The sequence below is a fragment of the Microbulbifer maximicatervae (SeqCode) genome, from assembly GCF_052467955.1.
Genome location: NZ_CP174329.1, coordinates 3,383,977 through 3,396,704 on the forward strand (window position 1 = coordinate 3,383,977; position 12,728 = coordinate 3,396,704).

10 protein-coding genes are annotated in these 12,728 nt (G+C 54.0%); 7 read left to right on the forward strand and 3 right to left on the reverse strand.

Annotated elements, in window-relative coordinates; translation table 11 throughout:
• Positions 1–51: 51 nt before the first annotated feature.
• Complete coding sequence (locus tag ACJJI5_RS14570) at positions 52–885, reverse strand: ion transporter (RefSeq protein WP_413665480.1); 834 nt, start codon at positions 883–885, stop codon at positions 52–54.
• A gap of 166 nt (positions 886–1,051) precedes the next feature.
• On the opposite strand from ACJJI5_RS14570, the gene yciH reads away from it, so the two are divergent.
• Positions 1,052–1,375 (forward strand): stress response translation initiation inhibitor YciH, encoded by a 324-nt coding sequence (yciH, locus tag ACJJI5_RS14575; RefSeq protein ID WP_445354437.1) that lies wholly within the window; start codon positions 1,052–1,054, stop codon positions 1,373–1,375.
• Here the strand turns inward: yciH and ACJJI5_RS14580 are convergent.
• Together ACJJI5_RS14580 and ACJJI5_RS14585 are read right to left on the reverse strand one after the other, a co-directional pair.
• Entirely contained in the window at positions 1,372–3,915 is a 2,544-nt protein-coding gene (locus tag ACJJI5_RS14580) for a hypothetical protein (protein ID WP_445354438.1), read from the reverse strand. The two genes, yciH and ACJJI5_RS14580, sit on opposite strands and share 4 nt — an antisense overlap.
• Before the next feature lie 183 nt (positions 3,916–4,098).
• Positions 4,099–4,743, reverse strand: coding sequence for a TetR/AcrR family transcriptional regulator (locus ACJJI5_RS14585; protein WP_413665477.1), 645 nt, complete (start codon positions 4,741–4,743; stop codon positions 4,099–4,101).
• Positions 4,744–4,951: 208 nt separating this feature from the next.
• On the opposite strand from ACJJI5_RS14585, the gene ACJJI5_RS14590 reads away from it, so the two are divergent.
• The 6 genes from ACJJI5_RS14590 to ACJJI5_RS14615 all read left to right on the forward strand — a co-directional run bounded on the left by ACJJI5_RS14590 (position 4,952) and on the right by ACJJI5_RS14615 (position 12,712).
• Positions 4,952–5,845: an SDR family oxidoreductase gene (locus tag ACJJI5_RS14590; RefSeq protein ID WP_444894137.1), complete on the forward strand. Its 894-nt coding sequence runs from the start codon at positions 4,952–4,954 to the stop codon at positions 5,843–5,845.
• Entirely contained in the window at positions 5,845–7,452 is a 1,608-nt protein-coding gene (locus tag ACJJI5_RS14595) for an acyl-CoA carboxylase subunit beta (protein ID WP_444932958.1), read from the forward strand. The genes ACJJI5_RS14590 and ACJJI5_RS14595 overlap by 1 nt, the downstream gene beginning before the upstream one ends.
• An 81-nt stretch (positions 7,453–7,533) precedes the next feature.
• Positions 7,534–8,700: an acyl-CoA dehydrogenase family protein gene (locus ACJJI5_RS14600; protein WP_413665474.1), complete on the forward strand. Its 1,167-nt coding sequence runs from the start codon at positions 7,534–7,536 to the stop codon at positions 8,698–8,700.
• Positions 8,701–8,709: 9 nt separating this feature from the next.
• Positions 8,710–9,513 (forward strand): enoyl-CoA hydratase/isomerase family protein, encoded by an 804-nt coding sequence (locus tag ACJJI5_RS14605; RefSeq protein ID WP_413665473.1) that lies wholly within the window; start codon positions 8,710–8,712, stop codon positions 9,511–9,513.
• Entirely contained in the window at positions 9,513–11,537 is a 2,025-nt protein-coding gene (locus ACJJI5_RS14610; RefSeq protein WP_445354439.1) for an acetyl/propionyl/methylcrotonyl-CoA carboxylase subunit alpha, read from the forward strand. Before ACJJI5_RS14605 ends, ACJJI5_RS14610 begins: the two co-directional genes overlap by 1 nt.
• An 11-nt stretch (positions 11,538–11,548) precedes the next feature.
• On the forward strand, positions 11,549–12,712 hold the full coding sequence (locus ACJJI5_RS14615) for an acyl-CoA dehydrogenase family protein (protein WP_444905552.1): 1,164 nt from the start codon (positions 11,549–11,551) through the stop codon (positions 12,710–12,712).
• The last annotated feature ends 16 nt before the right edge of the window (positions 12,713–12,728 follow it).

Below are 12,728 nucleotides of genomic sequence, written 5' to 3' on the forward strand. Positions count from 1 at the left end.
ATAAATGGCTGCCGGCCCTGTTTTGGCCGGCAGTGACAAAGTGCGAATAACTTACAGCGCTTCGCTCTCTTCCATATCCTCCAGGCGATGGCCGCAGAATTTGCAGTATTCCGCATCTGGGTCATGGGCACTACGGCTGCAGTTATCACAGCGCTGTTGCACTCGCTCCCGATGCATTTCTCCAGCCAATTCCGCCGTTAGAATGCCGGTAGGCACTGCAATAATTGAGTAACCAATCAGCATGGTCATTGCAGCAATGCCCTGCCCCAAAGGCGTTTGCGGAGAGATATCGCCATAACCAACGGTTGTGATGGTCACAATAGCCCAATAAACACTCGTGGGAATACTGGTAAATCCGTGGCCTGGCCCCTCCACCACAAACATCAGGGAACCGAAAATAATGCACATAACCAAAACACTGGAGTAAAAGACCAGGATTTTGCGCCGGGCCAGCCCGAGGGCTCGCAACAAGACGTTGGCATCACGTAAGTAGCGAACCAGCTTCAGGATTCGGAAGATCCGCAGCACCCGCAACAGGCGAATCACCAAAAGATAGGTGGCACCAGTATAGAGAAGCGCCAAGTAACTGGGGAGAATTGCGAGCAGGTCCACAATCCCATAGAAACTGAAAATATATTTGCGGCGATTCACCGTGCAATATATCCGGGCGATATATTCAATGGTGAAGAGGCCAGTAAATACCCATTCCAGGCCGATGAGTAAGTGCTCATAGCGATCGCGCACCGTACCTATGGAGGTCAGGAGCACCAAACCCACGCTAATCAGGATCGCCCAGATCAAAAAAACATCAAAATTCCGCCCTGCCCGGGTCTCGGTTCCGAAAATTACCTCATTGAGCAGTTTGCGACGTCCCGTCAACGCCATCTATCACCTCAACTACGCTGCTGTTTCATATTGCGGCAAAATTCTAACCTCTCAAGCCCCAGGGGTCGCCCCATTTTCAACATCGTTTACAGCGGCTTTAACATCCTGCGCACCTCGGGCACAATTCCCGACATTTTCAGCAAATACCAACGGAGTATTCCCAGCCATGGCTAAGGAGAATCGTCTCGTCTATTCAACTGACCTCGGTCGAATTAAAGAGGAATCCAAGACAGAGAAGCGCCGTGATGGAGATGGCATAGTTCGAATCCAAAGGGAAACCAAGGGCCGCAAAGGAAAAGGGGTGACTTGCGTGCGCGGGCTGCCAGGCACTGACAGCGAACTCAAGCTGCTCCTGGCAGAGCTCAAGAAGCGCTGCGGCTGCGGTGGCGCCCTCAAAGATGGGGTGATTGAGATTCAGGGTGACAAGCGTACTGAGATCAAAATATTCCTGGAATCTCGCAACCACACGGTAAAACTGGCCGGCGGTTAGCCGGCCTTAAGCAGTCGCAGTGGCTTTAACTGCAACTGCTTTTCCCGCTCCAAACACTGACTCAGCAAGGCGGCTAGCTGGATATGATAGTGCTCCAGAATCGCAGCGCGAATGTGTTTGCAACGCGATTCCATAACCTGCAGAGAATCCAGCACTTCCTGTCTCCCTTGTGGCAGCTGCCTGAAAGGCTCCCCCTGAGCTTTCAAATTTATTGCCGCCGCCACCCCTTGCTCTCTTAATAGAGCCGAACTCTCCACTGCCGCTACTATGGCATCTATCTCTCGCAAAGACAGCGCCGTATATTTTTGCAGCAGTTCCCTTTCATTCAACTCTGGTGATAGGTGCTGGGCAAATATTGCCAGCGAGTGGCTATAACCGGCGAGCCGATCCAGATGTGGTGCCAAGCTATCGTAGGCGGCCAAATGGCGCAGCTGATTCCTGGCTGTTTGACGCTGATCCGTGGGCATAGTTACCAGGGATAGACACAGGCGCTGATAGAAAACACCATAGATCTGCTGTAATTGCTTGTGTGACTCCTCCAGTTCAGCGCGCTTAACAGCGATCTGCTCTTGAGCTCCTGCAAGACTGGCCCCCTTCAAGCAAAAGTCTTCAGCGGTAAAAGGGATTTTGCCGCGTATCAGCGCCGCTCCCAGCTGCATTGTAAAAACCCTGATCTGCAAGTCCTCACGGCGTCCACGCAAATCACGCAACTCCACCAGTTTACTGCGCAGCCAATCGATAGTGCCCTGCAGATCCAGCGCCTGCATTTCCGCAGAGGATGGCCTGCGCAGAGGCATCAGGGTCAAGGGCGCCAGGCGATTGAAATACTCGTCCAGTACCTCAGCAGACTCCTCTGACTCCTTACTTGAACTCAGTAAAAGTCGGTTTTCGACCATCTCACAGTCTTTGCCAGCAACTTCAGACGTCACAGCGGTTGCCAGCCCGGCAAAGTCCACAAACATGGATTGCAGGGGTATCGCAGATCTAACCTGCCCCACAAATTCCCGCTCAATCAACACCGTTACACATTCACTGTCGATCGCCTGCTGAATATCCCAGGGGTCCCTGGCCTGCGTCATAGCAGCCTCAACTACATCGCAGGTATCAACATCCAGATTCTCCTGCATCCAACGGACGGCATCGGGAATATTTGCACAACTGCGTCCCAGCGCCTGGGCTTCGCGATTAATTTCTGTCACTAAAAGATCTGCGTGCACTAACCGATGCCACTTCCTAGCGAAGTCTGCCAACGCATCACTACCTATTATCTGCGCCGCAACACCGTCAGCCCTCTCCTGTAGCATTACGGCACTGCCTGCGGTTAAGCGGCAATGCAGTGCCTCCAGGCGCTGCAAGATAGGGAGCAAAATATATCCACCTGTCACTAGCATACGGTGAAATGGCGCGGCCAATGCTCCCGGAGCATTATCCGGGCTAACAACACTGCGCTCATTTTCAAAAGCCCACTGCATCAGTTCCAATCGCTGCACGGTGCCGTAAGTCAACCAACCAAGTGCGCCGAGCAAACGGCCGCGATAAAAGGCGAGCCCCCGGCCCACGAGTGCCAGGACCTCCTTTCCGTTCAATGAGGAGACGCTGGCAAGCCCTACCGTAAGTGGTAAATTCTGCCTAAAAACCTGGAGAAATCCCGGCTGGGACAGAATATGGGAGTCTGCACTTACAAAGACCTGGCTGATCTTTGGCAGCCCTAGCTTATCGACCAATGAATTAATTAACTTCAAGGCCTCCTTACCTTCAGAGGGCAACAGCTGACGGGGCTCCGATGATTCTCGCAAACGGGAGGATAAGCAGAAAAATGGCCAGACAAACAGCAGACCAACAAGCAGGGCGAGAAGTACGGTTAAAATACTCAGCGACACCCCCACCCAAGTAAGTTCTCCCTGCCAAACAGCCATAGGGATTTGCCATAGAGCATATCCACTGGAGAAAACACAAGCGAACAGTACCAACCAGAATATTGAAGGCACGATTACTGCTTTGACCACTCCCCAAACTGCCTTTCCCTGACTGGTGACACTGTCAGCCTGTAATCGGCCTGCATCAGATAAATACCACTCAACCGAATCCCGGGAGCCTTCCGGCTTTATTACTGGATTGCCTGCGGCAGGAGTGGATGAAACGACTTTCTGGGGCTCGTCTGCTTCGAGAGTTTTCTGGCTAACAGGAACAAAAGGGTCAGTACCAGCGCGCGACTTATCCGGCGCATCCACCGATGCAGCATTGACCTGGGCCTTGCGCCGCTGGGCGACTTTTATCTTTGCAATCAGCTCGCGGTTATCAAATCGTCCCGCCGGACAAACCTCCACTCGCAGGCCAATTTTCTGCAGACTGGTGCGAAACTCCAGCGCCTGGTCAGAAACCAACCGATCTTTAATTACCCAGCCTTTTAGTAGCAGCCTGCGCGCCTGGGGCTCCGAGATAGAGAACAACTTCGCCACATCCCGGATAACCGGACCCGGTTCTTTGGCGTGAAGTGTCCTTCCCGTGGAAACCACCTGGTACAAATCCTGGCCCGCCATCTCCCTCTCCTGTCACCAAGTGACACAAATTGTCACATTTATTACATCTTGCGCGGAGAGTAAAAGATTCAGAGAAAATCAGTTGCGCACCAGTTCTCACCAAGCCAGTTCAAAAACAAAAATGGCAGGAAAGAAGGCAAAGTTCACAGTTTTCATGGCACGCTTTGCCAATTTAGGAAGAATTCAGGGAGTGAATATCGCTAGAACACGCGCCGCCAGATCTGGAATAGACAACCCCTTATCTCTCGGCTTATACCAACTGTATGTGTGACTCAAGGCACCAACCAGCAAACGCCTTACCAGAGCGGGATCACCACCGGGACACTCGGCGGCCTCAATAGCGTCCAGCCATATCTGCTCATACTCCTCCCTTAAGCGTAAAACCTCCTGCTGACTCTCTTCGGATAGGCTTCTCCACTCCACCACCAGGATAGAAAAACCCGGTACTGCCAATCCATGAATAGCCTCTAATTCACACTGAATACAGGCCTGAAGCCTCTCTTGCGGTGTTCGACTCTGTTCCGCTGCGGTTCGCATTCGCGCACCGGCAAATATCGTCACCTCCCGCATTACTTCGCAGAGAATCTGCTCCTTACTAGAGAAATGATGAAAAATACTGCCAGACAAAATACCCACTTCCGCAGCGAGATCCCGCACTGTTGTCCGGGCGAACCCTTTTTGCTCAAACAACCGCGCTGCAGCATTCAGCAAACGTCCACGGGCAGATTCAGGATCAGTTAGCACTCCCTCTGCCACCAAAGCACCTACCAGCTGCTGCGGCGATAACTCTTCGGGAACTCTCACAAAATCCTGCCCACTTTCAATCACGAACCACTCCCCATATTGGTCAATTTGAGTCAAACATCTTAACGGCCCTGAGAATTTTTAATCAAATAGGCGCCAAGTATTGAATACCAAGCGCTTGCTTGGTAGCGTTAAGCCATTCTGCGTTTTCCCACACGCAGGCGCAAGCGCAAGCGCCGACAAGAACAATAAAAACTGAATTAGCCGTAAGGCCGTAAAAAAGGAAACTTTCATGCGCTATCAAAGCCAGCTGCGCTCCGGCAGCTTTAGCGAGCAAACCTATATCGTCACCGGCGGCGGCAGCGGTATTGGACGCTGCATTGCCCACGAATTGGCCAGCCTCGGCGCCCATGTAGTATTGATCGGGCGCAAACTGGACAAGCTGGAAAGGGTTGCCGGCGAGATCAACAACGATGCTGGCGAGTGCAGCTTATTCAGCCTGGACATCCGCGATGAAGAAGGGGTGCAGGAGACAGTGGGGCAAATAGTCCAGGCCCGGGGCCAAATTCACGGATTAGTGAACAATGCCGGTGGCCAGTTCCCCTCACCCCTTGAGCAGATCAACACAAAAGGGTTCGATGCTGTTGTACGCAGTAACCTGCTCGGTGGCTTTTTAATGTCCCGAGAAGTTTTTGTTCAATCTATGAAACAGCACGGCGGCAGTATCGTAAATATCACCGCAGATAACGCCGGCGGTATGCCGATGATGGGGCATTCCGGTGCCGCTCGAGCAGGCATGGAAAATATTACCGAAACCTCCGCCTTAGAGTGGGCGCCATTTGGGGTTCGAGTTAATGCTGTAGCGCCAGGCTATATTCTCTCCAGCGGCTTTGATACTTACGACCCCAAATTCCTGCGCGAGCTATTACCGGGCTTCCGAGACAGTATTCCCCTCTATCGATTGGGAGAGGAAGCGGAAATTAGTGGGGCCGTGTGCTTCCTGCTTTCCGATGCCGCCAGCTATATCACCGGACAAACGCTGCGTATCGATGGTGGCTCGAGTCTCAAACATCACTCTCCCCTTTGGCAGCCACAGGCGGCCCGTAACTCTAAACGCTTCAACGGATTCCATCGCAAACGCCGGCCGCAGGTAGTGGAAGAATTGGAAGCGGAGGGCAAGCTCTAATGCAGCCGATTGATTCCCAGCTCGACAACCGCTCGGCAGAGTTCAATGACAACCAAGCTGCCATGCTGGAACAGATCAACCATTTTCGTGAAGCTGAGCAACGTCCGGTACAGGCAGAGAAAAGTAAGGCTGCGCGCTATCGTGACAGGGGCTGGCTGCTGCCAAGGGAGCGCCTTAATTTATTGCTCGACCCCGGCGCACCTTTTGTTGAGCTGTGCTCCCTTGCCGGCTATAAACTTTTTGACGACCAGGATGGTACCGGTGCGGGTGGCGGAGCCATTTGTGGCATTGGCCAGGTCAGCGGACAACGCTGCATGGTTCGGGTGGATAACTATGCCGTAAAAGGTGGCACCATCTCACCAGCCGGGATGGATAAAGCCCTGCGAATGCAGAGGATCGCTCTGGAGAATCATTTGCCGATTGTCGCCCTGGCACAAAGTGGTGGTGCCAACCTGATGTATGCCAGCGACACTTTCGCTCCCGGTGGACGCGGATTTGCTAACCAGGCTCGAATGTCCGCTGCCGGTATTCCGCAAGTAACCGTGGTACATGGCGGCGCTACTGCTGGCGGTGCTTACCAGCCAGGCCTGTCAGATTATGTGGTCATGGTACGCGGGCAAACCGGTATGTATCTGGCTGGGCCGCCGCTACTGAAAGCAGCCACCGGTGAAATTGCCGATGCGGAAAGCCTCGGTGGAGCGGAAATGCACTGTACCGAATCCGGCAGTGGCGATTACTTAGCTGAGAACGACGCCGATGGTATCCGCATAGCAAGGGAAATTATTGCCACCCTACCCTCACCCATTAAAAGCTCAGTACAAAAAGACTACCGAGACCCATTGCATCCTATCGACGACCTGCTCGGCCTGATTCCAGCAGATAGTAAAAAGCCCTACGACGTGCGCGAAATTCTCGCTCGTCTAGCCGACGGCTCTGCCATGCTGGATTTCAAGCCGGAATTCGATCGACAAACCGTATGTGGCCATATTCGTATTGAAGGCTTTCCTGTAGGAATTATTGGGAATAACGGCCCGATCACCCCCAAGGGGGCCAACAAGGCCGCGCAGTTTATTCAGTTGTGCGAACAGAGTGGCACGCCACTGCTGTTTTTACATAACACCACCGGCTTTATGGTGGGTACCGAGGTGGAGCGCAACGGCATCATCAAGCACGGGGCCAAAATGATTCAGGCCGTGGCCAATGCCAGCGTACCAAAACTCAGTATTGTCGTGGGCGGTTCCTACGGGGCCGGCAACTACGCCATGTGCGGTCGCGGATTCGATCCCCGCTTTATTTTTGCCTGGCCCAATTCCCGCACCGCAGTTATGGGCGCAGCCCAGGCCGGCAAGGTAATGCGCATCGTCACCGAGCAAAAAATGCAACGCAGTGGCAATGTGGATGAGACTGTATTGGACAAATTGGAAAATGACACCAGCGCATTTATGGATGGCAATTCCGATGCTCTCGCCTGCAGTGCACGCCTCTGGGATGACGGCATTATCGATCCCCGCGATACACGCAAACTTTTAGGCATGTTGCTAGAAATTTGCAATGAGGCCGAGCAGAGAAAACTCAATAAAAATACCTTTGGCGTAGCTAGGTTCTAACGAAAAACCGGGGCAACAAGGAAGTGCGGTTGCCCATTAACACAATCACCGGGTTCACACTTCAAGGCAGGGAAAACAATAATGATATTTAGCGATCAACACCGGGAACTGCAGCGCACTGTACAAAACTTTGTACAGCAGGAAATCAATCCCAATGTGGCGGAATGGGAAAAGGCCGGCCGCTTTCCTATCCACGAAATTTTCCAACAACTGGCCAACCTGGGCCTGCTGGGAATCAGTAAGTCCACGGACTTCGGTGGCCTGGGTCTCGACTTCAGTTACGAAACCGTTTTCCTGGAAGAGCTGGGCAGCGCTCACTGTGGTGGTGTACCCCTGTCAATTTCAGTACAAACCTCCATGTGCACCCCGGCCCTGGCTAATTTTGGCAGCCAGGATTTGAAAGAACAGTTCCTGATTCCCGCTGTGAGTGGCGAGATGATCGGTGCAATTGCCGTTTCCGAACCCGGCGCCGGTTCCGATGTTGCTTCGATTAAGACCACCGCCAAGAGCGATGGCGACGACTATGTGATTAACGGCAGCAAGATGTGGATCACCAACGCCCCCTGCGCCGATTTTTTCTGCACCCTGGTCAATACCAGTGAGGGCAAAGCCCATAGCAACAAATCCCTGGTCATTATTCCGGCGAAAACGCCTGGTGTACGCATCGGCGAAAAACTCGACAAATTAGGTATGCGCTCATCGGAAACCGCTCCCATCTTTTTTGACAATGTACGGGTGCCCAAACATTTCCGTATCGGCGATGAAGGTGCCGGATTCCTATTGCAGATGCTTCAGTTCCAGGAAGAACGCCTCGCCGGCGCCGCGCTGAACTTAAAAGGCCTGGAGCACTGTGTAACCAGCACCATCGACTATGTGCGCGAACGCCATGCCTTTAAAGCACCATTGATCGACAATCAAACTATCCACTTTGCCCTCGCAGAAATGCAGACCGAAGTGGAATGCCTGCGCTCTCTAACCTGGCGCGCGGTGGAAGCTTATGTGGCAGGTGAAGATGTCACTACCCTTGCTTCAATGGCCAAGCTCAAGGCTGGTCGCCTGTCCCGCTCTATTCCCGATCAGTGCCTGCAGTTCTGGGGTGGCATGGGCTATATCGAGGAGACTGTAATCAACCGCGCTTACCGGGATAGCCGTCTCACCGCTATCGGCGGCGGTGCAGATGAAGTAATGCTCGGCATTATCTGTAAGCTGATGGGCATACTGCCCAGCAAACGCAAACCCACCGCGTGAGGTCAGGCCATGGAGACAATTATTGATGAAACCATCGGCATCGCCCGCTATCTCACGCTAAATCGCCCGCAGCAGCGCAACGCCATCAGTTTGCAAATGGTAGATGAGCTTCTGCAAAAACTCGCAGAAGCGGAAGAAGATCCGCAGGTGCGAGCGTTGGTACTGCGGGGTGCAGAACACAACTTCTGCGCCGGTGGCGATATTGCCGATATGCTCAATGCTCAGCAGGGCGCGAGCGATGGAAATAGTGATGTGTTTTTTCACCTAAACCGTCGTTTCGGTGAACTGATGGAACGCTTTAATCGCACCCCTTTAATAGTCATTGCCGTATTGGAAGGTGCCGTAATGGGCGGTGGTTTCGGGCTCGCTTGCAGTGCCGATATTGCCATTGCCGATCGCAGTTGCCGCTTCGCCCTTCCGGAAACCCGCCTGGGTTTACCGCCTGCACAAATTGCTCCCTTTGTCGTGGCACGGGTCGGTCTCTCCCAGGCCCGGCGCCTGGCCCTCAGCGGAGCAAAGGTCAATGCACAGCAGGCTTTGGAAATTGGGTTAATCCATCAGTTACTCGATAATTCCGAAGCCCTTGAAGGCGCGCTGCAGGAACACCTGGGCGCGATCAATGCCTGCGCTCCCGGCGCTCTGGCAACGACCAAGCAAATCTTGCTGGATGCGGCGCGGGTGAGTGATGAGACTGCCCTCAGCCAACTGCTCGACGGCGCTGCGCAACAGTTTTCCCGCGCAATTCAAGGCCATGAAGGGCGCGAAGGCGCCCGTGCATTTCTGGAAAAACGATCACCGGAGTGGCAGCACTGATGTCGACAACAGAGACCCTGTTAATCGCCAATCGCGGCGAGATCGCACTGCGAATTATGCGAACTGCTCGGGCGGAAGGCTATCGCACAGTCGCCGTCTACAGCGATGCGGACTGCGATGCACTTCACCCACAAGCTGCCGATATCGCCGTAGCCATTGGCGGGCAGACTTCGGCGGAGTCCTATCTGGATATCCAAAAAATTCTCGACGCGGCTAAAAAATCCGGAGCCACCGTCATCCACCCCGGCTACGGCTTTCTCGCTGAGAATGCGGAATTTGCCAGCGCTTGCGAAGAGAGTGGACTGAGTTTTGTTGGCCCGAGTGCCGAAGTCATAGAACTGATGGGCAACAAACGCAAAGCCAAGGAGTTTGTTGCCGCAGCCGGCGTACCCTGTATTCCCGGCTTCCAGGGTGCCCAGGACGACGACACCCTGATCGCCGAGGCGCGGCGCATTGGCTTCCCATTAATGATCAAAGCCGCCGCAGGCGGTGGTGGGCGCGGCATGCGCCTGGCTCACGGAGACAACGAGCTGGCCTCCCAGTTGCGCGCCGCCCGCAGTGAATCCATGAGTGCATTTGGCAGCGACGAGTTAATTCTGGAAAAGGCACTGGTCAACGCTCGCCATATCGAAATCCAGGTGTTTGCGGATCGTCACGGCAACTGTATTCACCTGGGGGAGCGAGATTGCTCCGTACAACGACGCCATCAAAAAGTGGTCGAAGAGTGCCCTTCCCCTGCGGTCGACACCCAGCTGCGGGAAAGAATGGGGCAAGCCGCAGTCGACGCCGCGCGAGCCTGCGGTTATCTAGGCGCGGGCACCGTTGAGTTTCTACTCTGCCCCAACGGCGAGTTCTATTTCCTGGAAATGAACACCCGGTTGCAAGTGGAGCACCCGGTAACAGAAATGGTAACCGGTTTTGACCTGGTAGCTTGGCAACTGGCAGTAGCACGCGGCGAAGCCCTATGCGTTTCCCAGCAGAAAGTCTCCCAGCAGGGGCACGCCATTGAAGTCCGCCTGTATGCCGAAGACCCGGAACAACAATTCCTGCCCCAGGCCGGAAAAGTACTCCACTGGGTAGCGCCAAAGGGGCAAGGAATCCGTATCGACCACGCTTTGAAAAATGGTTGCGAAATTACGCCATTTTACGACCCCATGCTCGGCAAATTAATTGCCTGGGGGCAGGATCGAGAAGAAGCTCGGCGCAAGCTAACCCAAGCCCTGACCCGGCTGGAATTTATCGGCCCCAAAAACAATATCCATTTCCTGCAGAAGATCCTGGCCGAATCACAGTTTATCGCTGGCGATGCCGATACCAGTTTCCTCGACCAAAACAGCACGCTGACATCCGCAGAACCAGTTCCAGCAGTAATTGCAGCCCAAGCCACATTACTTAATCACTTGCACCAAGCCAACCCTCAGGATCAGCGTAGCGGCCGCAGTGACTGGCGCAGTGGCGACAACAGCGTGCCGATCAACTACCGACTGGAAATTTCAGGACAAACCCTAAACTGTGAGCTGCTGGCGTTAGTAGATAATTCTTATCAAATCTCAGTAGGCGACCAGCAGTTCCTGATTCAGTGGGTCCATTTTGAGAAATCACAAAAAGAAACTGGAGTTTATAGTGCTGAACTCCTGCTGGATGGCGTTAGCCAAAAGAGACTGTTCCTAGCCAACCAAAGCAATCTGCACCTCCTGTTAGACGGCAGGCAATTTCATTTTGTCGATATCACCCACGCCCCCGCCAAATCGAGCCTTAACGAAGGCAGTGGCCGCATCACGGCCCCTATGGACGGTTGCCTGGTGCAGGTATTGGTTGAGCCCAATCAAAGCGTTCAGCGGGGAGACACTATCGCCTTAATGGAAGCTATGAAAATGGAGCACGCCCTGCGCGCAGACCGCGACGGTACCGTAATTAAACTGGGCGCCTGTGAAGGAGACCAGGTACGCGGTGGCCAGCTGTTAGTTCAGATCGAAGCCGCTCCCACGGAAACCGCCAAAATCCCCAGCGACGCTACTTCCTAAAGGAGATCAGCATGTACGATATTGATGCCTCCCGTATGGCAAGCCCCTTCTATGACGAAGGCCATCAGGAATGGCGCACCCAGTTGCGCCGCTTTGTCGACCGCGAGATTACTCCCTACATTACTGAATGGGACGAAGACGGCCAGCTACCCGCCGAGCTTTGGAAAAAAGCCGCAGAAGTTGGCCTTCTGCAGATGAGTTATCCGGAAAACTACGGCGGCATCGAAACCGATGTCTTCCATATGATTGTTGCCGCAGAGGAGTTAGCCCGCCCCGGCGCTGGTGGCCTCTACGCCAGCCTAATGGTCCACGGCATTGCCCTGCCCCCATTATTGCACTATGGCAGTGAGGCCCTAAAAGATCAGGTTATTCCCTCGGTATTACGTGGCGAAAAGCATATTTCCCTGGCTGTTACCGAGCCAGGCGCAGGCTCCGATGTAGCCAATCTTCAGTGCCGCGCAGAGCGTGATGGGGGTGACTATATCGTTACCGGCGAAAAGACCTATATCACCGGCGGTATGCGCGCTAACTGGTTTACTACTGCCGTGCGCACTGGCGAGGAAGGCTTCGGCGGTATCTCCCTGCTCTTAATCCCTGCGGATGCCGAAGGCGTTAGCCGGCAGCTGCTCGATAAAAAGCAGGGCTGGTGGTGCTCCGATACGGCCAGTATCTTTTTTGAGCAGGTGCGCGTCCCTGCGAGCAATCTAATTGGCGGTGAGAACCAAGGTTTCTTACCCATAGTGCACAACTTCAATCGCGAGCGCCTGGGCATTGCCGCCTCTTGTGTAGAGTTCAGCCGGGTCTGTTTGCAGGACGCCATTGAGTGGGCCCAGGAGCGCCAGACTTTCGGAAAGCGTCTCGCCAATCACCAGGTGATTCGACACAAGTTTGCCCAGATGCTTCAACGTATCAATGCCACCCAAGCCTATCTGGACCTCTGTGCCTGGGCAGAGCAACAACATCAGCTCAAAGTAGCGGATATCGCACTACTCAAAGTCCAAGCCACAGAAACCCTTGAGTTCTGCGCTCGGGAGGCTATGCAGGTATTGGGCGGCGCTGGCTATATGCGCGGCAGCCGTGTTGAGCGAATCTATCGTGAAGTGCGGGTGAATGCGATTGGTGGCGGATCTGAAGAAATTATGCGGGATCTAGCGTCCAGGCAAATGGGGATTTAAGGTAGCCTTTAAGGCA